General features: G+C 67.0%; 30 protein-coding genes and 2 pseudogenes. 14 read left to right on the forward strand and 18 right to left on the reverse strand.

Annotation, left to right across the window (positions count from 1 at the left end; translation table 11 throughout):
* Window positions 1-13: 13 nt before the first annotated feature.
* Both ACLBYA_RS22790 and ACLBYA_RS22795 read left to right on the forward strand, forming a co-directional pair.
* Window positions 14-301 carry an ArsR/SmtB family transcription factor gene (locus ACLBYA_RS22790; RefSeq protein WP_447711729.1) on the forward strand — a complete coding sequence of 96 codons (288 nt, stop codon included), beginning with the start codon at window positions 14-16 and terminating at the stop codon, window positions 299-301.
* Window positions 298-690 carry a VOC family protein gene (locus ACLBYA_RS22795; protein WP_447711730.1) on the forward strand — a complete coding sequence of 131 codons (393 nt, stop codon included), beginning with the start codon at window positions 298-300 and terminating at the stop codon, window positions 688-690. Before ACLBYA_RS22790 ends, ACLBYA_RS22795 begins: the two co-directional genes overlap by 4 nt.
* Here the strand turns inward: ACLBYA_RS22795 and ACLBYA_RS22800 are convergent.
* The 3 genes from ACLBYA_RS22800 to ACLBYA_RS22810 form a co-directional block, all read right to left on the reverse strand.
* A complete protein-coding gene (locus ACLBYA_RS22800) occupies window positions 665-1,798 on the reverse strand; it encodes a 1,4-beta-xylanase (RefSeq protein WP_447711731.1) in 1,134 nt (377 codons plus the stop codon). The genes ACLBYA_RS22795 and ACLBYA_RS22800 overlap by 26 nt on opposite strands.
* Before the next feature lie 135 nt (window positions 1,799-1,933).
* On the reverse strand, window positions 1,934-3,112 hold the full coding sequence (locus ACLBYA_RS22805; RefSeq protein WP_447711732.1) for a zinc-dependent alcohol dehydrogenase: 1,179 nt from the start codon (window positions 3,110-3,112) through the stop codon (window positions 1,934-1,936).
* 2 nt (window positions 3,113-3,114) lie between these two features.
* A complete protein-coding gene (locus ACLBYA_RS22810) occupies window positions 3,115-3,306 on the reverse strand; it encodes a hypothetical protein (RefSeq protein WP_447711733.1) in 192 nt (63 codons plus the stop codon).
* A 53-nt stretch (window positions 3,307-3,359) separates the two neighbouring features.
* On the opposite strand from ACLBYA_RS22810, the gene ACLBYA_RS22815 reads away from it, so the two are divergent.
* On the forward strand, window positions 3,360-3,527 hold the full coding sequence (locus tag ACLBYA_RS22815; protein ID WP_447711734.1) for a hypothetical protein: 168 nt from the start codon (window positions 3,360-3,362) through the stop codon (window positions 3,525-3,527).
* On the opposite strand, the gene ACLBYA_RS22820 is transcribed toward ACLBYA_RS22815, so the two are convergent.
* Complete coding sequence (locus ACLBYA_RS22820; protein WP_447711735.1) at window positions 3,524-4,288, reverse strand: endonuclease/exonuclease/phosphatase family protein; 765 nt, start codon at window positions 4,286-4,288, stop codon at window positions 3,524-3,526. The genes ACLBYA_RS22815 and ACLBYA_RS22820 overlap by 4 nt on opposite strands.
* Before the next feature lie 23 nt (window positions 4,289-4,311).
* Between ACLBYA_RS22820 and ACLBYA_RS22825 the strand changes: the two genes are divergently transcribed.
* Window positions 4,312-4,860 carry a hypothetical protein gene (locus tag ACLBYA_RS22825; RefSeq protein WP_447711736.1) on the forward strand — a complete coding sequence of 183 codons (549 nt, stop codon included), beginning with the start codon at window positions 4,312-4,314 and terminating at the stop codon, window positions 4,858-4,860.
* Here the strand turns inward: ACLBYA_RS22825 and ACLBYA_RS22830 are convergent.
* The 9 genes and pseudogenes from ACLBYA_RS22830 to ACLBYA_RS22870 form a co-directional block, all read right to left on the reverse strand.
* On the reverse strand, window positions 4,854-5,111 hold the full coding sequence (locus tag ACLBYA_RS22830; protein WP_447711737.1) for a DUF7218 family protein: 258 nt from the start codon (window positions 5,109-5,111) through the stop codon (window positions 4,854-4,856). The genes ACLBYA_RS22825 and ACLBYA_RS22830 overlap by 7 nt on opposite strands.
* Before the next feature lie 156 nt (window positions 5,112-5,267).
* A pseudogene (locus ACLBYA_RS22835) lies at window positions 5,268-5,627 on the reverse strand (DNA topoisomerase IB); the annotation flags it as partial.
* An 8-nt stretch (window positions 5,628-5,635) separates the two neighbouring features.
* Window positions 5,636-6,475, reverse strand: coding sequence for an SDR family oxidoreductase (locus tag ACLBYA_RS22840; protein WP_447711738.1), 840 nt, complete (start codon window positions 6,473-6,475; stop codon window positions 5,636-5,638).
* Between the two features lie 15 nt (window positions 6,476-6,490).
* Window positions 6,491-7,081, reverse strand: a complete 591-nt coding sequence (locus ACLBYA_RS22845) for a hypothetical protein (protein ID WP_447711739.1) — start codon at window positions 7,079-7,081, stop codon at window positions 6,491-6,493.
* A complete protein-coding gene (locus tag ACLBYA_RS22850) occupies window positions 7,078-7,947 on the reverse strand; it encodes a vWA domain-containing protein (protein WP_447711740.1) in 870 nt (289 codons plus the stop codon). Before ACLBYA_RS22850 ends, ACLBYA_RS22845 begins: the two co-directional genes overlap by 4 nt.
* Window positions 7,944-8,873, reverse strand: a complete 930-nt coding sequence (locus ACLBYA_RS22855; protein WP_447711741.1) for a hypothetical protein — start codon at window positions 8,871-8,873, stop codon at window positions 7,944-7,946. The genes ACLBYA_RS22850 and ACLBYA_RS22855 overlap by 4 nt, the downstream gene beginning before the upstream one ends.
* Window positions 8,864-9,334: a hypothetical protein gene (locus ACLBYA_RS22860; protein ID WP_447711742.1), complete on the reverse strand. Its 471-nt coding sequence runs from the start codon at window positions 9,332-9,334 to the stop codon at window positions 8,864-8,866. The genes ACLBYA_RS22855 and ACLBYA_RS22860 overlap by 10 nt, the downstream gene beginning before the upstream one ends.
* Complete coding sequence (locus ACLBYA_RS22865; RefSeq protein WP_447711743.1) at window positions 9,324-10,193, reverse strand: DUF58 domain-containing protein; 870 nt, start codon at window positions 10,191-10,193, stop codon at window positions 9,324-9,326. Before ACLBYA_RS22865 ends, ACLBYA_RS22860 begins: the two co-directional genes overlap by 11 nt.
* 7 nt (window positions 10,194-10,200) lie before the next feature.
* The gene (locus ACLBYA_RS22870; protein WP_447711744.1) at window positions 10,201-11,202 is read right to left on the reverse strand and encodes an AAA family ATPase; all 1,002 of its coding nucleotides are present in this window, start codon (window positions 11,200-11,202) and stop codon (window positions 10,201-10,203) included.
* Window positions 11,203-11,276: 74 nt separating this feature from the next.
* On the opposite strand from ACLBYA_RS22870, the gene ACLBYA_RS22875 reads away from it, so the two are divergent.
* The 10 genes and pseudogenes from ACLBYA_RS22875 to ACLBYA_RS22920 all read left to right on the forward strand — a co-directional run bounded on the left by ACLBYA_RS22875 (window position 11,277) and on the right by ACLBYA_RS22920 (window position 17,889).
* On the forward strand, window positions 11,277-11,681 hold the full coding sequence (locus ACLBYA_RS22875) for a MarR family winged helix-turn-helix transcriptional regulator (protein ID WP_447711745.1): 405 nt from the start codon (window positions 11,277-11,279) through the stop codon (window positions 11,679-11,681).
* 10 nt (window positions 11,682-11,691) lie between these two features.
* Window positions 11,692-12,111 carry a hypothetical protein gene (locus ACLBYA_RS22880; RefSeq protein ID WP_447711746.1) on the forward strand — a complete coding sequence of 140 codons (420 nt, stop codon included), beginning with the start codon at window positions 11,692-11,694 and terminating at the stop codon, window positions 12,109-12,111.
* Window positions 12,108-12,440 (forward strand): rhodanese-like domain-containing protein, encoded by a 333-nt coding sequence (locus ACLBYA_RS22885; protein WP_447711747.1) that lies wholly within the window; start codon window positions 12,108-12,110, stop codon window positions 12,438-12,440. The genes ACLBYA_RS22880 and ACLBYA_RS22885 overlap by 4 nt, the downstream gene beginning before the upstream one ends.
* A 25-nt stretch (window positions 12,441-12,465) precedes the next feature.
* Window positions 12,466-12,927 carry a MarR family winged helix-turn-helix transcriptional regulator gene (locus ACLBYA_RS22890; RefSeq protein ID WP_447711748.1) on the forward strand — a complete coding sequence of 154 codons (462 nt, stop codon included), beginning with the start codon at window positions 12,466-12,468 and terminating at the stop codon, window positions 12,925-12,927.
* Window positions 12,924-14,159, forward strand: coding sequence for an MFS transporter (locus tag ACLBYA_RS22895; RefSeq protein WP_447711749.1), 1,236 nt, complete (start codon window positions 12,924-12,926; stop codon window positions 14,157-14,159). The genes ACLBYA_RS22890 and ACLBYA_RS22895 overlap by 4 nt, the downstream gene beginning before the upstream one ends.
* A gap of 124 nt (window positions 14,160-14,283) precedes the next feature.
* On the forward strand, window positions 14,284-14,781 hold the full coding sequence (locus ACLBYA_RS22900; RefSeq protein WP_447711750.1) for a hypothetical protein: 498 nt from the start codon (window positions 14,284-14,286) through the stop codon (window positions 14,779-14,781).
* Window positions 14,730-15,486 (forward strand): annotated as a pseudogene (locus ACLBYA_RS22905) (alpha/beta fold hydrolase). Before ACLBYA_RS22900 ends, ACLBYA_RS22905 begins: the two are co-directional and overlap by 52 nt.
* A gap of 41 nt (window positions 15,487-15,527) precedes the next feature.
* Complete coding sequence (locus tag ACLBYA_RS22910; protein ID WP_447711751.1) at window positions 15,528-16,241, forward strand: GAF and ANTAR domain-containing protein; 714 nt, start codon at window positions 15,528-15,530, stop codon at window positions 16,239-16,241.
* A 233-nt stretch (window positions 16,242-16,474) separates the two neighbouring features.
* A complete protein-coding gene (locus ACLBYA_RS22915; RefSeq protein WP_447711752.1) occupies window positions 16,475-17,449 on the forward strand; it encodes an AraC family transcriptional regulator in 975 nt (324 codons plus the stop codon).
* Between the two features lie 101 nt (window positions 17,450-17,550).
* A complete protein-coding gene (locus ACLBYA_RS22920) occupies window positions 17,551-17,889 on the forward strand; it encodes an STAS domain-containing protein (RefSeq protein WP_447711753.1) in 339 nt (112 codons plus the stop codon).
* Here ACLBYA_RS22920 and ACLBYA_RS22925 read toward each other — a convergent pair.
* Genes ACLBYA_RS22925 through ACLBYA_RS22945 form a run of 5 tightly spaced genes read right to left on the reverse strand, consistent with a single transcriptional unit; the run spans window position 17,870 to window position 23,354 of the window.
* The gene (locus ACLBYA_RS22925; protein WP_447711754.1) at window positions 17,870-18,862 is read right to left on the reverse strand and encodes an LLM class flavin-dependent oxidoreductase; all 993 of its coding nucleotides are present in this window, start codon (window positions 18,860-18,862) and stop codon (window positions 17,870-17,872) included. The genes ACLBYA_RS22920 and ACLBYA_RS22925 overlap by 20 nt on opposite strands.
* Window positions 18,863-18,902: 40 nt before the next feature.
* Complete coding sequence (locus tag ACLBYA_RS22930) at window positions 18,903-20,096, reverse strand: DUF7373 family lipoprotein (protein WP_447711755.1); 1,194 nt, start codon at window positions 20,094-20,096, stop codon at window positions 18,903-18,905.
* Window positions 20,097-20,105: 9 nt separating this feature from the next.
* The gene (locus ACLBYA_RS22935; RefSeq protein WP_447711756.1) at window positions 20,106-21,548 is read right to left on the reverse strand and encodes a serine/threonine-protein kinase; all 1,443 of its coding nucleotides are present in this window, start codon (window positions 21,546-21,548) and stop codon (window positions 20,106-20,108) included.
* Between the two features lie 10 nt (window positions 21,549-21,558).
* The gene (locus tag ACLBYA_RS22940) at window positions 21,559-22,341 is read right to left on the reverse strand and encodes a cutinase family protein (protein WP_447711757.1); all 783 of its coding nucleotides are present in this window, start codon (window positions 22,339-22,341) and stop codon (window positions 21,559-21,561) included.
* 56 nt (window positions 22,342-22,397) lie between these two features.
* Window positions 22,398-23,354 carry an AraC family transcriptional regulator gene (locus ACLBYA_RS22945; RefSeq protein WP_447711758.1) on the reverse strand — a complete coding sequence of 319 codons (957 nt, stop codon included), beginning with the start codon at window positions 23,352-23,354 and terminating at the stop codon, window positions 22,398-22,400.
* Window positions 23,355-23,387 lie beyond the last annotated feature (33 nt).

Genomic DNA, 23,387 nt, shown 5'->3' on the forward strand with positions numbered 1-23,387 from the left:
CTATGGCGGCGTCGTGGGTGACGTGTTCAAGGCCCTGGCCGACGGCACCCGCCGCACGATTCTCGATGAACTGACCGAACGCGACGGCCAGACGCTGTTCGAGATCTGCGGACGCCTGACCACCCGGCACGGCCTGGCATCGTCACGCCAGGCGATCTCGCAGCACCTCGAGGTGTTGGAGGCAGCCGGTCTGATCGACGTCCGACGCGAGGGGCGGTACAAGTTCCATCACATCAACACCGCTCCCCTGGAACCGATCGTCGCGCGCTGGCTCGCCAGACCAGACAGGGATACACCATGAAGATCAGCTACACGAGCGTGTTCGTCGACGATCAGGACAAGGCGTTGACGTTCTACACCGAGAAGCTCGGCTTCCAACTCAAGCACGATGTGCCGATGGGCGGCGGCGGTCCGCGATGGATCACCCTGGTGTCACCGGAGCACCCCGACGGCACCGAGTTGGTGCTCGAACCAGACGGACACCCTGCCGCACGCCCGTTCAAGGACGCCTTGGTCGACGACGGAATCCCGATGACGGCCTTCGCCGTCGGCGATGTGCGCGCGGAACACGGTCGCCTGTCCGAACTCGGCGTACGCTTCACCCAACCGCCCACCGAGATGGGGCCGGTGACCACCGCGGTGCTTGATGACACCTGCGGCAATCTCATCCAACTCTTCCAAGAGATCTGAGCGTATCGATCTCGTGCGGGCGGTATGGCCGACCGTCGGCGAACACCAGGTCGTGGAACCACTCCTTCGGCGGGACCTTGTCATACGGCTTGTCCCAAGAGTCCCATGGGAAGAACGTCTGGGACTTCCCGGCGACCAGACCCCAGGTGAACGGCCACACGTGGCGGCGTTTCGCCACCGGGAGCACGCCCTCGATGGTGCTGCCCTCGGTGCGCGCCAGGTACTCGGTGCACATCATCGGCCTGCCCCACGGCTGGAGTTCTTCGATCCGTCGTTCGAAACCAGCCGGGTTGTCATAACTGTGGAAACTGAGGACGTCCGCGAGACCCAGTTGGATATCGGCCATTTCGCTGCGCTTGGACGCATCACCCCACTCGCCCTCCCAGACGCCGGTGGTCAACGGTTGGATCGGATCCACCGTGCGCGCCCAGCGGAACACCTGCGGTAGCAGGTCGGCGACCAACTGCGGCTTGTCCTCACGCTCGACCGCCTTGTACACGGCAGCGGGATTGTCCGGCTCGTTCCACAGATCCCAGCCCAACACCCGCTCGTCGTTTCGGAACTGGGTTATGACACGAATTACATACTCCTGCAATACTTGCCGGTATCGTCGGTCGTCGAGGCGTTCGGCACCCGGGCTCTGCACCCAGCCGGAGTTGTGTACACCCGGTGTCGGCGCCCGCTGCGGGCCGGCCTTGGGCAGTGGATCCCAGCACGAGTCGAACAGCACCAGCAGCGGCCGAATTCCGTGCTTGGCGGCGATGTCGACGAACTGTCCCAGCCTCTTGTGGAAACCTACCCGGTCGTGCGTCCACAGCTGGTCGTGCAGAAACACCCGCACGGTGTTCAACCCGATCGAGCGCGCCATGCCCAATTCGTTGTCGATGCGCATCGGATCAAAGGTGTTGGCCTGGAACATCTCTAGCTGATTGATCGCGTTCGAGGTGATGTAGTTCGCGCCCACCAGCCAGCCTTGGGCCCGGAACCAGCGATGCGCCCGGTCGTTGGACCAACGGTCCGCCACCGCCGAAGCGGGTGGCGCCACACTGACCGCGGCTGCCGCGGGCGGCACCAACAGCGGAAGTTTGAGAAGTGTTCTGCGGCCCACCGTGTGTTTTCGATCAATTCCATTGGTGTGTCTCAGATCACGTACCAAGTTGCCGTCCTTCGATTTCGCAGTCGTCATCGATCCCCCGGACAGCACAACCGTACCCGGATGCCGGGTACGGTACACAAGCAGTGGTCAGGGGGTCAGGATGACTTTGACTGCGCCCTCGAACTTGCGCTGGAAGATGTCGTAGGCATGCGGAGCCTCATCGAGGGGCAGGGTGTGGCTGGCAAAACTGTCCACACCCAGTGGATCGGCATCGGTGAGCAACGGGAGGATGTCGTCCACCCACTTCTTCACATTGGCCTGTCCCATTCGCAACTGGACCTGCTTGTCGAACAACGTGAGCATCGGCAACGGATCGGCCATCCCGCCGTAGACACCGATCAGCGAGATCGTCCCACCGCGTCGCACGATATCGATGGCCGAGTACAGCGCGTCCAACCGGTCGAGCCCGGCCTTCTCCATCAACGGTTTGGCCAGCGCATCGGGCAACAGGCCGGTGACCTGTTGTGCGGCTTTGGTTATCGGCGATCCGTGGGCTTCCATGCCGACGGCGTCGATGACCGAGTCGGTGCCGCGGCCTCCGGTGATCTCGCGGATAGCATCGCCGATCTGCGGATTCTCGTCGACGTTCAGTGTCCGCAGCCCACGCGCCTGCGCGCGCGCCAACCGCTCGGGCACACGGTCGACGGCGATGACCTCATACCCGAGGTGCGCGGCGATCCTGGCCGCCATATCACCGATCGGGCCCAGGCCCAGCACCGTGACCGAACCGCCGTCGGGGATGTCGGCGTACATCACCGCCTGCCACGCGGTCGGCAGCACATCGGACAGGTAGACGAAGCGCGAATCCGGGGGCCCGTCGGGCACCTTGATGTGGGTGAACTGCGCCTGCGGCACACGTAACAACTCGGCCTGCCCGCCGGGAACCTGCCCGTAGAGCTCGGAGTATCCGAACAGCGCTGCACCCATCCCCTGTTCCCGTACCTGCGTGGTCTCGCACTGGGTGTAGAGCTGCAGGTCGCACATGAAGCAACTGCCGCATGAGATCTGGAAGGGGATCACCACCCGGTCCCCGGGCTTTAGGTTGGTGACATCGGCACCGACCTCCCGCACGATGCCCATCGGCTCGTGGCCCAGAATGTCACCCGGGCTCATGAAGGCTCCGAGCACTTCGTACAGATGCAGATCGGAACCGCAGATGTTGGTCGACGTCACCTCGATGATCGCGTCGGTGGACTGCTCGATTCTCGGGTCGGATACCTGTTCCACCCGGACATCGCGTTTACCGTGCCACGTCACTGCTTTCATGATCAGTCCGAGGCGCCCTCACTGTCGTCGAAGAAGGCCCATCCGCCGTCACCGGAACGCACCTCCATCCGCCAGCCCAACTCGGAATTGTCGGCCTTTTGATCGACGAACCAGGCATGGGCGTCTTCGGCGCTTTCGATGTCCTTGGTGTCGACGACATCGCCCTTGGGATTCAATACTCGATAAGTAGCCATGCCAATCAGCGTTCCCGTTTTCCGCCGCGCCAATCTCGGGTATCCGCTCGGCCATGAACGGTCCGAATTCCGAACGTAGTGAAAGCGATGTCGAGGACGACCCCAAGGTGGCGAGTTCGCGAGCAGACGGCGAGGACGGCGGCTCGTATGTCGGGCGCACCTTCTCCGACGACGACTTCGATGCCGGTGAGACCGGCGCCGAGGCTCGTTCCGAGGACTAGCCCAACTCGACATCCACCACCAGCGGACGATGGTCCGACAGCGCAGCCGCCGGTGCGTCGCAGTTACGCGCGCACAGTGCGGGGTCGTCGGTGAGTATGTGGTCCAGTTGCTTGGTCGGATTCTCGGCCGGAAATGTCGGCGCGCCGGCAAGCGAGCGCAATCCGGATACCCGGGTGACAGCGGCCGGACCGAGATTGAGATCGCCGGTCAGCACATGCGGACCGGGCAGGCCGCGCAGGTCCCGGCACAGCCGCCGCAACTGCCGACGGTTCCAGCCGGGCACGAAGGACAGATGGGTGTTGGCAACCGACATCGGCCCCAGGGGCGTGTCCAGTTGCGCGATCACCGCCGCCCTCGGCTCCTCGTCGACGATCATCACCTTGTTCGGCCCCGGCAGATACATCGGGAACCGCGTCGGAATCCGCGGCAACCGGACCACCTGCCAGCTCGTCGCCGGATATCGCGACAGCAGAGCGATACCGTAGGCCGCGGTACCCGGTTGCTCCTTGCCGGTCGCGGCCATCCAGGTGGCGCCGGGAGTCCCCGAGATGGCGGCGACGAATCGGTGCGCCTTGGCATCCATCGCCTCGGCCGCCACAGCGGTGAGGTCGGCGCGTCCCGACCGCTGCTGTTCGAGATCGACCTCCTGCAGCGCCAACACGTCGGGATCGAGTTGCCGCACGGCATCGGCCAGCCGTTCGGGATGCACACCGTCACCCACCGTGCGGCCGTGCAGAATATTGAACGTCGCTATCCGCATGCCAGCTGGGTACCCAGGATGACATGTCCACACCTGAGGAGCTGCGAGCGGCGTTGCGGACCGCCGCATCGGCGCTCAAGGAACACGGTCCGCGCTTCGCCCTTGCCGGCAGCTATGCGTTCTGGGTCGCCGGTGGCCCGGAGCCTTCGCATGACGTCGATTTCGTCGTGGCAGAGGCGGACACCGAAGCGGCGGCGGCCACCCTGTGCAAGGCCGGCTTCCGCATCGAGCGTCCGCCCGAGGACTGGTTGTTCAAGGCGCACAGTGGCGATGTGCTCGTCGATGTCCTGCATCGCCTGAACGGGACTGCGGTCACCGCCGAGACGTTGGCGTGCGCCGAGGAAGTCGACGTGCTCGCGATCCGGATGCCGGTCCTGCCTGTCACATTGGTGCTCACCCAGACGCTGCGGGCACTCAACGAGCACTACTGCGATTTCGCGTCGTTGCTGCCCGCGGCCCGCGCGGTGCGCGAGCGTATCGACTGGGGTGCGGTGCGCCGCGACACCGCAGACAGCCCGTTCGCGGCCGCGTTCCTCACGCTGGCCGACGGGCTGGGCATCTCAGTTCAGTGATTGCGTAGCTTGTCGATGAGCTTGTCCTTGGTCAGTCCGGAGTAACCGGACATCCCCAATTCCTTGGCCCGCTTCTTGAGGTCGTCGACGGTCCAATCGTCATAGGAACCCGATTCACCACCCTTGCGCCCGACGGCGGACTTGCCCCGTGCGGCGGCGGCATTCGAGATCCGTGCCGCCTTCTCCTTCGAATTGCCCTGCTCGCGTAAGTCTTCGTACATCTTTTCGTTCTTGAGCGACGGATTCGGCATCGCCATCACCTCCCGAAGGTTCACTGTCCGAGCTGAATTCCCGGGGTGCTCGAAGGCGAAACCGTGCGATCAACCCTTGACGACCTTGCGCAACAACGTGCGGGTGGCTTTCTCCAAGATCGCCCGGGCGTCCTGCGGGTTGCGCTTCTTCGCGGCCCGGTCCCGGCTCAGCCCACGCCCGGCGAGATCCCGGGCGAGTTCTCGCCAATCCGGAAGCAGCACCGAGAGTTCCAGGGCTCGATCGAACTTCTCCTCGGTGCGTTCGTCCTGCCAGCCCTGGTGGCACAGGTACTGCCGACCGCCGGCGACATCGGTGCCGATGGCCTGGATGTGTCCGTTGGCATGCGGACTGATCCACACCTTGCGCCACGCCGGCGGTATGACGAGATCCGTGATCCGGGCCCGGTCGGCGGCGTCATCCAACCGCCGACCATCGGGTCCGCAGTAAGCGAACCCGGTGCCGCTGCGCCGCCGGGTGATACCTGGGCCGCTGACATCACTGCGCCGTAACCGCATACAGCGGGTTACCCGTTTTCGGCGCCCGCCCTGGCCCGTTCGCGAACAGATGCCACGACGCCACCGTCGTTGAGGATGTCGGTGCCGGTCAGGTAACCGGCCTTGGCGCTGACGCAGAACGCGAACAACTCGGCCATCTCCTCGGGCTTGCCCCAGCGCGGCACCGCAGCATCGGCCACCAGCGCCCCGGCCCCGCCGGCCTCCTCGAGCCGTCCCATCTCGGTGTCCACCGACCCCGGTGAGACCGACACGATGCGCAGCCCACGGCCGTTGAAGCGCTCGGCCTGTGCCGCGCTGTACCACTTGACGAAATTCTTGCTGATCGCATACGCGATCCCCGACCGCCTTTCGTCTCCGCCGATATCGCAGGCCGGCAGCAGCGCCGCGACAAACGCTTCGGGATCCTGCAAAGCGGTCGGGAACGCGGCCACCGGGAACAGTTCCTCGGGAAGCAGGTGCGCGGCCATCGACGCCACGTTGACGATCGCGCCGCCCTCGGCGACGGTGTCGTAGAACGCCTCGTTGACGTGCAGGGTGCCCAATGCATTCGTCCGCAGGATGTACTCGGCGTCCCCCATCGCCGGGCTCACACCCGCGGCGTGCACGACGGCGGTCACCGCACCGGTCGCGGCGGCAGTCTTGAACAGGTCGTCGACGGCCTGGCGGTCGGTGACATCGCAGTTGAGGGCGGTGGCGGAGATTCCCAGACCATCCAGCGTCGCGAACGCCGAGTCCAACCGGTCCTGACGGACATCGGCCAGCACGACGTGCTGGTCGCGGCCGATGATCTTCGCGGTGGCCACGCCCATTCCGCCGGCGCCGCCTGTGATGACTGTCACTGCACTCATAGTTAGACCGTATACCTAACTCGCGGCATCACGCAGGATCTCCCCCAGCTTCTCCAATGGATCGCCCTGTTCGGGGTATAGCCGTCGCTGGTCTTCCGGCGTCGGCGGCGCACCCCCGGATGCCGGTGTCGGTGGGATCGCCACCGGTGGCGGAGGAGGTGGTGGCGGTGGAGGCAGCGCCGTGATCGCGGCAATCTTGTCGTCGAGTCGGGCCGCAGCGTTCTCGCGGACCGTGCGCCGGTCCGGATCAGGGTCGGTGTTGCCCGCGAAGCAGTTCGGCGGCGCTTGCTCGACGATCTGGCGGGCATTGCGGTAGTGGTCGACGGCCTCGGGTGACCGGAACGCCATCCGGTCGCCGAGGGTCTCCTGCACGAGTTCCAGGTTCACCCGCACCGCACAAGACTCGGCCGGGTCGGTGCCGGCGAGCGCTGCCAGGAGATCGGTTTCGGCATCGTCGAGGCGGTCCTCGCGCGCGGCGATCACACCATCGGAGAAGTGCTGCAGGACCGCGTTTTCGGCCACTCCCGTCCACAACAAGCGCGCGGCGAGCACCAACAGGACCACCACGACCGGTACCGATCCGAGCAGCAGGCGTCTGCGGGTCATCGGCCCACCGCCACCCGGTCCAGACGGTTACGCCGGATATCGCGCAGCCCGCGGTACACACCGACGAGCACCAGAATTGCCGCCGCCGCACCGAATAGCCAGTAGAGCTCGACACCCGAGGCCGCCGGGGTGGCCGCCACCTCGGCCGATTCGCCGGTGCCCGCGGTCGATGCATCGTCGAGCGGTGACGCGCCCGCCCGTGACACATAGGACACACCGATCTGATCGGCGACCGCCCGCAGGGTCGGTTCGCCGAGGTCGCCGTAGCCAAGTACGGCGCCACCGTCCACGGAGTCCGGCGGGAGCTCGAACTCCCGGATGGGTGCAGCCGCCTCGGGCGTCCCGGCCCCGAGGTAGAACACCAGATTCCGGGCGCGCGGAAACTGCTGCATCGCACCGATCAGTTGATAGCGCAGGATGTTTCCGGCCGCACCGGCATTGGCGAGATCGTCGGGCCGGTCCCGGTAGGGTTCCGTCGCATCGATCACCGGCCGCAGACTCCAGGTATCCGCCGACAGTGGCCAGTCCAGGGAGGGCCGGTCGGCGAATCCGATCAGCGCGAACCGGGCGTCCGGGTACCGGTCGATCAGCGTGCCGATATCGTTGCGGGCCTGGGCCATCCGCGGTCCCGTCATATCGGCCGACCGATCCACCAGCAGGAAGACGTTCGGCTCCTGATCGCCGGCGACCCGGGTGATCGTCGGGTCAGTGCCACCGATGACCGGCCGCAGCAGCGCGCCGAGCAGCAGTACCGCGGCGGCGATCAGCAGCCAGTTGCGATCTCGTGACCGCGCCAGCGCGGCAACGAGCACCACGACGGCGGCCGTGGCCAACAACCACATTGGAAGTGCCGGTTGCAGGGTCATCGTCGGATCACCACCGGAAGGATCAGGACGCCGGCAATGGCCAGCAGTGCGGCGAGCACCGCGAGTTCCGGCGTCTCCGGTGACCTTGCAGCGACACCATCGGCATCGGGCGCCGACGCGGGTGGGTGACGCCGGATATCGACCAATCGGGTAGCGGTATCGGAGGTTTGGGTGAAGGCGCGGCCTCCCGTGGCCTCGGCGAGTGCACCGGGTAACCCGGCACCGGAGGTGACCGCATTGACCTGGACACCCGCCTCCCGGGCCAAGGTGCGCACCGCGTCATCGGTGAACAACGTGGCAGTGTTCGGCGTCGCGCCGGGGCCCACATAGATGATCGACCGCCGTTGCGCGGTCTCGGCGTCGAACCGCGGAAACCCGGTCAGACACAAGGCCAGGGTGTCCGCGACGTTCGGGGTGTAGTCGGCATAGTCGACCCGGGGTGCCAGCGGACCGGGTTGGGCGAATGTTGCTGCCGCATACTGGTAGTCGCGGGTCAACGGGATCACCCGGCGATCGGCCGAGCTGAGTCCGATGCGTTCGGTGGTGAAGTCGCGGACCTCGTCGGCGAAGTACCGCAGGGCGGCCTGCACTTCGGGGTCGCCGTCGGAGCCGCCGATGCACACCATGATGTCCTCGGGCTGATCCGCGGCGGCTTCGCGCTGCGGCGCCGGCAAACCGGTCGGCCGCGCGGCGGCGACCACCATCGCAACGAAAGCCAGGACCAGGAGCCCGATGGTCACCGCCGTCGAGATTGCCTGCAAACGGGCGGCCCGCTTGTACTCCGGCAGTCCGGTCAACCGGTCGATATTGGCCAACGCACGAGGTGGTCGCAGCGGTGTGCGACCCGGCCATAACAGCGCCATCCCGACGGCGCCGGCCAGCCCGAGACACGCCGCGATCGGCACCGCCCACCACATCAGGTCCATCGGCGGACCAGTTCCACGGCGGCGTCGGCAACGGCGTCGACATCGACGACGGTCCCGAGATTGAACTGGGCGTCGGTGAGTTCGGTGAGCACCGGTGCCGCCGGTGCCAGGGTCCCGACGATATCGGGCAACTGCAGGTACTCGACCTGCTCACCGGTGGTGTCCCGCAGAAAGAGTCGCACCTGCCGGCTCACCTCCGCCGCCGCCGCTGCCGCACTGAGATCACCTGCGCGGTATCGGTTTCGGGTATCGGCGATGGCCCGCAAAGCCCGTCGTCGGGTCAGTGCCGTCCGCGCGGTGGTGACGATCCCCGGCTGACGGTCGGCGCGGCCAGGCGCGGTCCACCACAACAGCGCGACGTACCAGGCAATCATGGCCGCCACGATGGCGACCACCGCCCATATCCATCCGGTCGCCGCATCCGGCGCGTCGATCAGATGGCGTAGCAGATCATCCGGCACGCGCGTACACCCCGGTCATCGCCACCAGCGCTGCCATGATGCCCGAACTCGACACGATTCGCGCATGCGGCACACGCAGGCCGGTCAGGAACTCCGAAAGTTGCTGTCGGCGTTGCTCTTCTGCCTGCAGGTAGGCACGCAGCACCCGGTCGCCCAGCAGATCCGCCGAGAGAACCCGACGCCCGTCGGCGACGTCGTAGCCCGGTGCGGGATCATCGGGTTCCACCGCCGGGCGGTCGGCGATCATCGCCCAGAGCACATCATGGCGCGCCCCCAACGATCGCAGCACATCGCGGAGTCGGTCGCTGATACCGGGCTCATCGGAGATGACGAACACCAACAGCGGGTGCCGGTGATGCTGGGCCACCCATTCGAGTTGGACCACGATGCTGCTGACATCCGGATCGGCTCCGACGTGTTGGTGGTAGCGGTGCAGCAGGCGCTCGACATGGGTCTCACCGCGGCGCAACCGGATGTCGACGGCACCGCGGCGATCACCGGTGACCAGCCCGATCTCATCAGAGCGGGGCAGCGTCAACAGTCCGACGGCACCGATCAGATGCGCGGCCACTTGGCTTTTCAGCTCACCGGACGGGGTATCGGCGCGCATGTTGCGGCCCCCGTCGGCCACCACCAGGATCTTGTGGTGCTTCTCCGAGACGAACTGCTTGATCAGGGTGTGCCCGGACCGAGCCGTCGCCTTCCAGTCGATATCACGGATATCGTCGCCCGGTACGTAGGGCCGTAGCTCGTCGAATTCCAGGCTTCTGGTGTGCACCAGGGCATATCGCCCGCCACTGAGCAGGCCGGCGGCATCGCGGCCGACGTACGCCTTGGCAGCGTCGAGGTGTATACCCACGTCGGCCTCACGGCACCGGGACGGCACGCAACACCGCATCGATCACGGTGTCGGGAGTGATGCGCGCGCTGGCGGCCTCGAATCCGAGGATCAGCCGGTGCCGCAGCACCCGGTGTGCGAGTCGCGCAATATCGTCGGGCAGCACGTGGTTGCGGCCGCGCAGCAGCGCCAAAGCCCGTGCGGTACGGCAGAACGCGATGGTGGCACGCGGGCTGGCCCCGTACTCGACAAGTCGCGCCATGTTGCCGGGCAGGTGTCGGTCGGGTTCGCGGGTGACCGCCACCAGTCGGCCCGCGTACTCGATCAGTGCCCGGTCCATGTGCACGGTCCGCACGGTCAGCTGTGCACGCCGGATGTCCTCGACGCTCACCACGGCCCGGGCGTGGTGCTCACGGTCGTAGAGGCCGGCGTCCATCCGGTCGATGATCTCGACCTCGTCCTCCACCGACGGGTAGGCCACCAGCTCCTTGAGCATGAACCGGTCGGTCTGGGCCTCCGACAGTGGGTAGGTGCCCTCCTGATCAACCGGATTCTGGGTGGCGATGACCACGAATGGCGCCGGTATCGGGTACTCGACTCCGGCGATGGTGGTCTGCCGCTCCTCCATCGCCTCCAGCATCGCGCTCTGGGTCTTGGCGCTGGATCGGTTGATCTCGTCGAGCAGCACGATGTTGGCGTGCACAGGTCCGAGCTGGGTGGCAAACGAGTTGCTGGCAGCCTCGTAGATCTGGGTGCCGATGATGTCGCTGGGCAGCAGGTCCGGGGTGCACTGGATGCGCCGGAAGGTGCCGTCGATCGACTCGGCGACCACCCGCGCCGCGGTGGTCTTGGCCAACCCGGGCACACTCTCGACCAGTAGATGCCCGCTCGCCAGCAGCGCGATCAGCATGGATTCACGGAGGTGATGTTGACCCACCACCTTGGTCGAGAACTCGGCAGCCACGGCGGCGGCCACGTTCCTGGCGTCGGTAATCGATACCTCGTCGGCCTGTAGTCGCGATGCGGTCATGGATCCTTCCGTATGGATGAGCGCGTCTCGGGTACCCAGATTTTGCTGTCGCCAAGCGCGGGTAGTGTTCCCCCATGTCCGAGCCGCCCCCGTTCAGCCCGACGATCGGGCTGTTGACGGTGAGCCGGGTCTGGGAGGCGGCGCTGGCCGATGCGCTCAAGCCGCTCGGCCTGACCACCAGAAAGTACGGTCTGCTGGGCCATATCCGCGGCACCCCGGGCATCTCCTTCTCGGAGCTGGCCCGGCGCTCGCGTATCACGGTGCAGAGCGCGCATGCGGCGGTGACGGTGTTCGCCGCCGACGGCCTGGTCGATGACGGAACGGCGCACGCGGGAGCGGCCTCCACGCTGCAGGTGACCGCGGCGGGCACCGCGTTGCTGGACCGTGCGGCCACCGAGGTGCACCGCCTCGATGCCGCTTTCGTCGCCCAGTACCCCGTGCTGGTCGAGGCACTGCGGAGTTCCATAACCTTCAGTTAGACTGAAGGTTATGGAGTCGGTGCTACTGTCCGCGCATGTCGTCGCGGGCATTCTGTTCGTCGGTCCCGTCGCGGTCGCCACCAGCCTGTTTCCCCGATACGCCGCGGCAGGCGACGGCATGGCGGTCGCCGCGGCCCTGCACCGCATCACCCGGATCTACGGCGCGCTGGCCGTCATCGTGCCGATCGTCGGTATAGCGCTGGCCATCGCCCAGGGCCGGGCATCGGAGATATGGGTGCTCATCGCCATGGTGCTCACCGGAATCGCCGGCGGCCTGCTGGTCGTCGGGATCGCACCCCTACAGCGGGCAGCCCTCGGCGACGGCGACCCGCGCCGGCGCCAACTCGGCATGATCACCGGCATCTTCAACCTGCTGTGGGCCGTCGTGGTGGTGCTGATGATCGTCCGACCCGGATCGGAGTACGCGTGAGGTTCCGGCACTATCTGCACCGACCGCCGGCCGTGACAGCGGCCGAGGCGCTGCGCTTCGTCGCCGATGGGGCGCTCGTCGTCGATGTGCGCCGCAGCTTCGAGTGGAACCGGGTGCACATCCCCGGTTCGGTGCACATGCCGTTGGAGCAGATCACCGATCGCTGCCTCGATCTGCCCGAAGATCGACTGCTCATCACCTTCTGCACCGGCGGGCTGCGCTCGGTGGGCGCGGCAAACCTGTTGGTGGAGAACGGGTTCAAAGCCGTCAACATGCGCGGTGGACTGATCCAGTGGCGCTCGGCGGGTGGACCACTGACCGACGGATAAATATGTATGTGCTAAACATATTTTTATGCCGCCATCCCGATACGACCAACTGGATGAGCTGCTGACCCGAATTCACGTGGCACGCCAACGGCCCAACTGGCGGCGCCGCCTGCTGGATGGTGCCGGTCCGGTGACCAGTGTCTCGACCTTGCGGGTGCTGCGCGCGGTCGAACGCCACCAGCTGCAAGGCAGCGGCGCATCCATCGGTGATGTCGCCGAACACCTCTCCGTCGAACACTCCACCGCCAGCCGGACGGTGTCGGCCGTCGTCGCTGCGGGGCTGATCGCCAAGTCCGCCGCTCCCGAGGACCAGCGCCGCAGCGTCCTGGTGCTCACCGATACCGGGCAGAAGGCCCTGACCGCGGTGACCGAACGCCGTCGGGACCTGGTCGCCGACGCGGTCGCGGACTGGCCGGGCGCCGATGTCGACACGCTCGTCACCCTGCTGGAGAAGCTCACCGAGCGGGTCGAGGAATCGGCCCGATGACCGCCACCACCGAGGTACAGCCGCGCGGAGCCTTGCGCCTCATGGTCGACCCGGTGTTCGGGGGGTTGTTCTGGGGCAAGATCTTCTCGATCGTCGCGGTTTGGACGCACAGCATCATCGCGGCCGTCGTGATGTATGACGCTACCGGTTCTGCCCTGGTGGTCGGGCTCGTCGGCGTCGTCCAGTTCGCCCCGCAACTGATCCTCAGCCCGATCAGCGGCAAATGGGCCGACACCGGAAACCCGGCCCGGCAGATCCAGCTCGGGCGGGTGCTGTGCGTGGCCGGATCGGGATCGATAGCGGCCTGGATGTTCGCCGATCCGGGTCTGCAGGGCATGTCGCTGGCCATGCCGGTACTGCTCGGCTCGACGCTGGTCGGATTCGGCTTCGTGGTCGGCGGCCCGGCGATGCAGTCCATCGTCCCGGATCTGATCCGCGCCGGAGAACTCTCGACGGCCATGGCGCTCAACAGCATTCCGATGACCATCGGGCGCATCGCCGGACCCGCGGCGGGCGCGTACCTGGCGGCCCACTTCGGCGCGGCGACCGGATTCGCGGTCAGCGCGGTACTACACATGGTGTTCGCGGTGCTGCTGGTCATCATCCGCTTCCCCGCTCGTCCGGAACGCCCGGCCGGTACCGACTACCGGGTGCGCACCGCCCTGCGGTACGTGTGGCGGGACCGCCCACTGCTGTTGGCACTGCTGGCGGTGACCACCGTCGGCATCGCCGCCGACCCGTCGATCACCTTGGCACCGTCACTGGCCGATGCCCTGGGCGGGGACACCCGGATGGTCGGCACGCTGTCGGCGGTCTTCGGGATCGGCGCGGCCGTCGGCATGGCAGCACTGGCGACCCTGGGCGGCCGGATGGCCTCGGCCCGGGTATCCGCGGTGGGCCTGACCGGACTCGGTCTGGGTTGTGCGGTGCTGGCCGGCAGCGTGGTGCCCGGGATCGCGGTGGCCGGGTTCGCCCTGGCCGGTCTCGGTTTCGGTTGGGCGCTGTCCGGGCTGAGCACGGTGATGCAGGAACGTGCGCCTGCGGAACTGCGCGGCCGCATCATGGCGCTGTGGCTGGTCGGATTTCTCGGGTCCCGCCCCATCGCCGCGGCGGTGCTCGGCGGGACGGCCGATACGGTCAGCGTGCAGGCGGCATTCGGGGTGGCAGCGGCGCTGACCCTGCTGGTCGCGGTGCTGTGCCGGCCGTCGAAGCTGACCGGCCCGCTGCCCTGATCGGAATATTTCGGCTACCGATTCGTTATCAAGGTTTGGCCCATCTGTCACATGGGTAACTCCAGTCACAGACGCAAACACGCGTCCGCCTGGTAACAACGAAAGAGACGAATGGATCACCTGCATGAATACCGTCCTTTACCTCAGCGCCAGCGGCGCCAGCTATGAGACCCGCGCCTACACCACCTCCGATATCACCGATCTGGTCAACGATCAGGGACTGCAGGCGCTGACCAGCGCCGACCGACAGTTCGACTTCTGGTTCAGCACGGCCGGCCGCGGCTGCCAACGACGCGTCAATCGCACCGCGACCGAACTCCTCTTGGCGACAACCTCTTTCACAGCCCGCAATGCACCCCTGCTGCGCGGCGGCGTGGTGATCGCCACCCACGACGCCGACGGCGACCTCGACGGGCTGAGCTGGCAGCAGCTCGATTTGCTGATCGACCGCCACCACGCCCTGTCGGCGGGCAACCTGCGCACACTCTGCCGCCGGATGAATCGTGATGAGCGCCAACGGCGCCGCGTGACGCCGGTTCGCGATAACGTGGTCCGGCGCCCACAGCCCACATCAACGGCGGCGCCGTCGTCTACGAAATACCCGGCGACACAGTCGATCTGATCGTCCTGACGCCGGGCGGCCGGTTCGGCAAGGACATCCCCGGGCTGCGACCGCTGGCGCAGGCGCTGATGGCGGGCGGATACCGCGTGCTGCTGTGGGACCGACCCAATTGCGGTCTGTCCGATGTGCAGTTCTACGGGGCCAGCGACTCGCATATGCGGGCCGAGACGCTGCACCACCTGCTCACCGCCCTGGGGGGCGGACGTGTGTCATCGCCGGCGGTGTCTACGGGTCGTTTGCCCTCGGCAACTACTACATCGTGCCAAGCATCCAGGCCGTGCGTGGATTGGGCGTCGCGGGACTGCTGACCGTGCCGGAATGGCGTGACCGCATCGCCACGAACCCGGCCAACCGGCAACGGATACTCGATCTCGACGCCGACCCGACGGTCATGCGGCGCTGGATCGACGACTTCGTCCCCAAGCCCGGCCAGACCATTCCGGGGGTGCCCGACGAGCAGTCCGACGCCATCACCATTCCCACCCTGACGATCCGGGGTGGGGCCGGTGACTGGGACCATCCGAAGCGGACGTCGCTGGAGATCAGCTGCCTCATCAAGGGTGCTGACCTGATCGACCCACCGTGGCCCGAGGACGCCTGGGAGCGTGCCAGTGAGCTACGCGCGGCCGGAAAGGTGCAGCACTACAACGGCTTCGACACCTGGCCCAGACGGCACCGGCCGTTCTGGACTTTCTCGAGGGCTGAGCGCACTTGTGCAACCGGGCCGACCCGAGCACACTCGCTCTGTGCTCACACCCCGACGTGATGCGGTCGCGCTGCGATTCGCCGAATTGCTGCGTGACCTGGAACGCAGCCAGCCCAGCGATACCGAAACCGCGCTGCGCGATCTGACGTCGAGCGCGGCGAGCGCACTACCCGGTGCCACCTCGGCCAGCATCACCGTGGCGACCCGCGCCGGCGAGGTGAAGTCGGTCGCCGCCACCGATTCGGTCGCCGACAAGATCGACGATATCCAGCGCCGCACCAAGCAGGGGCCGTGCCTGGAAGCAGCCTGGGAACAACACATGATGCGTATCCGTGACGTCGAGACCGAAGCACGATGGCCCGAGTTCTGCCGCGAGACCATCCAGAACACCAGTGTCCGCTCGTCGTTGGCCTTCCAGCTGTTCCGGAACCGGGAAGCCATGGGCGCGTTGAACTTTTACGGCGAGCGGGTCGACGCCTTCGACGACGACTCCGTCGAGCTCGGCCTGATCCTGGCCACCCATACCGCGGTCGCGTGGAATCTGCTGGTGCGCGACGAACAGTTTCGCAGTGCACTTGCCTCCCGTGACGTCATCGGCCAGGCCAAGGGCATGTTGATGGAGCGGTTCGACATCGACGCGGCGGGCGCCTTCGGGCTGCTGCGCAAGCTCTCCCAGGAGAGCAACACGCCGCTGGTAGACCTCGCCGAACAGGTCATCCGGTCCCGTGGGCAGGACGATTCAGCCGCCGGGTGAGCCAACGTTCGCTTTGTGGCCAGGATTGATTTGATCATGCGTTTGCGGCACTGCGCCTGACCGCCAGGTGATGCCATCATCGCCAGAACCGCGGTACTGCTGGCCGGGTTGACGGGAGGCGATGGCGACCAGTGCGTAGAAGTGCACCAACGGACGAGTGACCTGCTTGGCTACACTGAATCGACCGCGGGTTCAGGTACGACGCCCATCCGGAGCTGTTTTGTGGAGCCCAGATGACGTCCGACCCCGTTGAGCCCTCGCTGGAACGTGCGGGAATCGACTCCAGCGAGTCCGAGCTGATCCAGAAGTATCTCGATCAGACGTACTCGACCCGTTTCACCATCACCAGCGCAGATTCGTCCGCCTGCTCGTGCACACATTCCCGCGTGGATGTCGACACGTACGCCATCGAAGAGGTCGGTCACACCGGGCAGGTGTTGTTGCAGGCCGACCAGGTACCCGCCGTCGTGGCCCTGTGTGTGCTGCGTGGCCGGGTCGAGGTCGAGCATGCCGGACTGACCGGCACCGCCGGACCGGGCGAGTGGGTGCTCGCCTCCACCGGTATCGGCGGTGTCAAACTGCGGTCCAGCGACGCCCAATTGCGCTCGGTGGTGGTCGCCAGGACGCTGCTCACCGAGGTCGCCGCGATCGACACAGCAGCCCAGGCCGTCCCTCGCTTCACCGGTCTGCTGCCCTCGGCCACCACGACCGGACATGCCCTCGACGCCACCGAACGGTTCCTGGATCGTCTGCTGTCCGCCGAGGATGCCGCCACCGACCCGATCGTGTTGCGGTCGGCGGGCCGCATGCTGGCCAGCGCACTGCTGAGCACCTTCCCCAACGATCTGCCGGACGGCACATCATCCGAGGATGCCGGCGCCGACCAACCGGCCCTGCTGCGCCAGGCCGTTGAGTTCATACACGACAACGCATCCCGCGATATCAGCGTCCGGGACATCGCGGCTGCGCTGTATCTGTCACCGCGCACCGTGCAGTACCTGTTCCGTCGGCACCTCAACACCACTCCGACGGCCTATCTGCGGTCGATCAGGTTGGCCCAGGCCCGTCAGGAGCTGATCGCCGGGGACCGGTCGATGACCACCGTCGCCGCGACTGCCGCCAGGTGGGGTTTCGCCCATACCGGGCGGTTCGCCGTGCTCTACCGGCGTACCTACGGCGAGAGCCCACACGAGACACTGCGTCGCTGACTGGATATTCGCCGTCGCAATCTGGATGCATACCGCGAGTACCGTTGAAATCGGTTCAGCAGCAGCCACTCAGCGATCTCACGTCGAGCGAGGGCCTGCCCATGACCGAGAGCCTTCCCAGCACGGCGCCGGCTCCGGCCAGGCAGTCCCGCCATCTCCGGATATCGACCCAGTGGCCGGAATTCGATCTCGCGCTCATCTCGGTGACCGGCGAGATCGACGCTTCCAATGCCGACAACTTGCTGCACTACGCGTTGAGCAAGGCGCTACTGTGCAACCGGATGGTGTTGGACCTGACCGAGCTCGGATTCTTCGGCTGCGTGGGCGGCGAGATGCTCACCACCCTGCAGCGGCGCTGCATCATGGCCGATGTCGACCTGACCATCCGGACCGGTCCGGCGGTGCGCCGCACACTGTTCGTCATCCGAGCTGGGGTCTGACCTCGGTCGCGAACTCCTCCAGCGAGGCCAGCGCCACCCGCGGGTCACCGATCGCCTCGTGGAACACCGCGAGCCTGCGCGCGCCGGTCTGTTCGATGAACGCGCCGAGTTCGTCGGTGACCTGCGCGGCAGACCCGATGATCGCACCGGCGGCGACGACACCCGCCATATCGCTGGGTTGCAGTTCGTTACCGTCCTTGTCGACGTGACGGTTGGTGGCCTGCGGGACATGCGGGTGGTCACCCTCCCGGAACGAGACGCGCAGTGCTGCCGCCAGCCGGTCGCGGGCGTCCGGACGGCCGTCCACGATCGCGATGATCGTATGCAGGTGATCCGGTTCCGGTGCCGCCTCGGCGCGCAGTTCCCGGTAGTGCTCCTCCAGCTGCCGCCTGGCCTCCGCCGGCGTGGCGAAGTAATGCTGCAGGGCAAGACCGTGTTTGGCGGCGACCGCGAGACCCGGTGCGCTGGAGGTGGCCAGCAGCAGTTGCGGATGGGGGTCGGTCCGGGGCGCCGGCTGGAGCTCACCGCCGGCTGCCCACAGGTCGATGAGCTGCTGTGCACTACCGTGCGGTTCGGAGTCCCAGCGGGTGAAATCGACGTCGAGCAGCTCGTAATCGCGCCGGTAACCACCGCGGCCCAGACCGAGGGCGAACCTGCCACCACTGAACTGGTCGAGCAGCGCCGTGCGCTCGGCGAGGTCCACCGGGTGACACAACGGGGACAGCACCACCGAGGTGCCGACTGTGACACGGGTCGTCCTGCCCAGCAGAAACGCCGCCGCGGTCAGAGCGCTCGGATTGATGCCGAATCGGATGAAGTGATGCTCGGTGATCCAAAGATGTTCGTAATCAAGCTGTTCGGCGAGGACGGCCTGCCGGACCGTCAGATCGAAGACTTCGGCCGGTGTCGACCCCAGCGCCGCACCCATATTGAGGAAGACGCCGAAGGACGGTCCGCTGTGCCGAGGGTTCACAGTTATTAGGGTAGCCTAACAACCGTGTTTGAACCACGGGTCAGGCAGTGAGCAGGACGTACTGTGCCGCGGTGCGCTGCTGCACATCCGGCAGCGCCTCGCCGTTGACCTCCACCGCATATTCGCCGGCCAGCGCCACACAGTAGAAGGCCTTGCCACGGGTGGCGCAATGGCTCTCCGGCAGGTTCGGCACCGCATCCGCGGCTTCACCCGCACCCAGGATCTCTTTGCTGAACGCGTTGACGATCATCAACGCCGAGCCCGGGTTACGTGCCTGGTAGACGTTGGCGGCGCCCATCGCGACGGCCTTGACCCCGGTGTCGGTGAACAGCGTCTTGGATTCGACGGGATTGGTCTGGAAGTGCATGGCGCCGCGAGCGCTGTAGACGGCATTCTTGGTGGAATTCGGATTCGACGCGACGGGCAGCGTCTTGACCAGCAACCCCGTCGGGTCCAGTTCGACATCGGCGAGGGCATCGGGTGGGGCCGCGACGAACTCGTCCACCCGCGGTCCCTGCACCTCAATTGCCTTCTGCACCAGGGTCGCCGCCCGATCGATCCCCTCGGCGGACTGCACCAGCTGCATGAACACGAACGGGCCGTGCGGGGTGAACGCCCGGATGACCGCCCACTCGCGGTCGGATCCGGTGGGGGTGAACGGATAGGTAGAGGCCACCGTCGTGGGATGGCCTGGAATGGTCGCGGGTGACGGCGTGACACCGCGGATCGATTGTTCGGCGGTGGCCGTGTTCATCGCGGCGGCGGCCGCGGCAGCCGCGGCATCGTCCGGGAAGCGCAGCACGGCGTTGATCATCACGTGCTTGTCCGTGGCCTGCCGCGCGGAGGCGAAACCATTGATGAATCCATGACTCTCGGCCTGCAGCGCCATGGCATCCGGTGAGAACTGGGCCAGCGTCATCGGGGTGTCCAGCAGGTAGAAGGTGCTCAGGTACGGCTCGACGAGCTCTTTGTCGGCATCCCAGGGCCCGATGACGTGATCGGCCAGGCGCTGGGCGTCGACCACCGCGCCGGTCTTTGGATCACCGGCCCGGCCCAGCGGCGGCCGGGGCGCGATCGGGTAAGTGCCGACGTCCAGTTGGGCGGCACTCACGGTCGGTGGCAGCGAGGTCTGCGCTGTGGCCAGGGCTTGGGAACTGTCCGTCGCGGGCCCATCGGGAGATCCGCACGCCGTCAGTACACCGACCGCGACGGCGAGCACCCCGATCCGTTTCACGCCCCGACCCTAGTCGGTGGCGCCGTACTCCAGGGCAGGCTCGGCCGAATCCACGTTGCCGTTACTGGAAATGGTCAGCATGCCCGGCATGACCTCATAACGCGCGCCATCGGAGGGATTGGTGGCGACGAATCCGTCACCGGATCGCTGTGCGTGTTGGATTCGCAGGTTTGCACCGTCCCGTAGGCGCTCACCGCGGTAGTAGAAATCGCCGTTCGTGGTTTCGCAGATGATGGCCAGGGACTGCGATGTGCGGATCAGCGACACCGGCGTGCTCTTCGGATCACACCGGGCGGTGTGCCCCACGAATCCCTGTTCGTCTGTCCCCGAGACGGCGGACACCGCGGCGGTCGTCGAGGTCGGCGGGGCCGGCGGGGCCGAGGACGGCACGGCCAGCGGCGACCGCGGGGTCGGCGAATCGGCACCGAATACCAGCACCGAAGCCAAAGCGGCTGCGGCGGCGAATAATCCGACTGTCGTGCCGGCCAGGACCCAGCGTCCGGACAGACGCCGGCGCGGACGCTCGGGAACCGGCGCGACCACCGACGGATTCGGATTGGCATAAACCGCGGAGTACTGCTGCGTGGTCGGCGGCGCGACGGGGACGACCGGCATCGCGACCGGTGCAGATCCGTCCACCGCCTGGGCGGCGGCGCGGGCCAGCTCACCCGCGGTAGCGAACCGGTCCCGGGGGTCCTTGGCCATCCCTCGGGTGATGACATCGTCGAATGCCCGGCTGACACCGCGGCGCATGATGCTCGGCCGCGGCGGCGCGGAGAACATGTGCGCGGCCCACACCTGTCGCACATCGCCCGCGGCAAACGGTTCCATGCCCGTCAGTGATTCGTAGAGCACGCAGGCCAGCGAATAGACATCGGCGGCCGGACCGCCCCGCTCCCCGCTGAATCGTTCGGGTGCCAGATAACCGCTGGAGCCGACGACCAGACCCGTCGACGTCACCGCCGGTTCGGCGCCGTGGTGGGCGATGCCGAAATCGACCAGATAGGCGAAGTCATCGGGCGTCAGCAGGACGTTCTCGGGTTTGACGTCGCGGTGGACCAGACCGTTTGTGTGGGCGGCGTCCAGCGCCATCGCCACCTGCCCGATGACCGACACCGCCCGCCGCGGCGCCAGTGCGCCCGCGGTCTGCAGCAGATCCTTCAGGCTGGGTCCCTCGACCAGCCGCATGTCGATGTAGAGGACGCCGTCCATCTCACCGAAATCGTGCACCGGGACGATATGCGGTTCCTGCAGGCGAGCCGCCAGCCGGGATTCCCGGCGGAACCGCTCCTGGAAGCTGCGGTCGGTCGCGAGGTCGGGGCGCAGCAGCTTGATGGCCACCATGCGCTCACGGACGGTGTCGTAGGCGCGGTACACCTCGCCCATTCCGCCGACCCCGATGAGTGACCGCAGCTCGTACGGCCCGAATCGGGTGCCCAACCGGATTGACACCACACCCACACTAGGTCAACGGCGCCGCAACGGAATTCATCACGAGCTGATAGAGCGGGGCACCCCAGGCGTGCAGACCGCTGGTCGCAGGCGCATACGCAGTGTGAATGGCGATCGAGGCCGCGGGGATCTCGTCGGCCTCCGGGTTGTAGTCACACACCGGGTCACCCACGTCACACACACTGACCGTGCGGGCACCCATCACGGGATCCAGCGGTGAGGTATCGGTGGACGCCAGGAACGAGTGCTCCTGCGCGACGCCCTTGCCGGCACCCGGCAGGGCGGCGGTGGAGCCCATGTTGATGGTCGTGTCGGCCGGCAACCGGTCACCGTCGGCCACCAACAGCGCGGCGGCCACCTGCGGGTTGTCGGCGAGATCGTGCAGATTTCGGTGGACCACCATGGCGCCCTGGGAGTACCCGGCCAGCACCACCTTGGTCATCGGGCAGCGCTCGGTGAACGCCTCGAGCTGTTCCGCGGTGGCGTCGGTACCGTCCTCGACGCTGTCCATGAAGTTCATCCAGCCGCCCAGCCCGCCGGCCAACGGCACCGGCGCGGCCGGGTACTGCACGGCCTCGGCGGTCATGGTCTTACCGCTGGCCGCGAGTTCCGCGGAAAGTTGCTGGTAGGAGTCGTACACCACGTCGCCCATGCCGGCGTCGGCGGCCAGTTGGGCACCGTCGCGCTGCCCCGAGCCCGCCGCACCGATCCAGTGCACATCCGCACACGTCGGCTCGGCGCTCGCGGTGGGTGCCACGAGCAGGGCAGATGCGGCCAACACGGACGCTGCCACGGCCGCTCGCAATGCAATGATCACGCGCTCTATATCGGCGGCGGGGCATGCAGGTGTTACGCCCGCAGGCTTGACCCTGCGAACTGGCGACCCTGTTCACGCCGGAACTCGGTGGGGCTGACACCGCGGACCCGTTTGAACGCCGAACTGAACCCGAACGGATCGGAGTAACCGACCGTCCGCGCGATCTCGGCCACCGTGGCATCGGCCTCGATCAGCAGGTCCGCGGCCAGCGTCATCCGCCATCGGGTGAGGTAGGCCGACGGCGGCTCACCGACCAGCTCGGCAAACCGCTTGGCCAGGGTGGAGCGCGCCACCCCGGCCCGGTCGGCCAACGTCGTCACGGTCCAGGACGCAGCCGGGTCGGCATGCAACAGCCGCAACGCGGCGCCCACCACAGGGTCGCGCTGGGCGGCCCACCAGGCCGGCGGCTGACCGCCCGGCCGGTCGAACCAGGCGCGCAGTGTGCACACCAGCATCCAGTCCAGCAGCCGGTCCAGCACCACCTGCTGGCCGGGCGCGTCGATGGCGACCTCGGCGGCCAGGTGTTCCAGTACGGCGTCGCCCTCGCCACCGCCGGGCACCCGCAGCACCGGCGGCAGCTCGTCGAGCAGCCGTCGGCTGATCTCACCGCGTACTGGATACGCGCCGACGATCAGTGTGGTCGCATCATGGCCCCGGTCACCGAAATCGTTCCAGCCCAGGCGGTATCGGGTCCCGCCTAGTTCCGGCGCCGCGCATTCCGCACCGCATTCGACGGGGTCGGCCACGGTATCCGGGTCGTCGACGAAGGTGAACGTCTCCGGCCCGCGCACGATCACGGTGTCCCCGGCACGCAACGGTTCGGACATGCCGCCCTCGGTGATCACCCAGCCGCCGCCGGTCGGCACGGTGCACAGGGTCAGCGGCGCGCCGTCGACAAAATGCAGCGACCATGGCGGCGCCAGCGTCGAACCGCCGAACAGCGAGCCGTGTGCCCGTACCCCGCGGAAGAGGTCACCGAAGGCATCCATATCGTCAGCGTAGAGGAATGGACATGTATCGGG

This window comes from Mycobacterium sp. C31M (assembly GCF_053345865.1).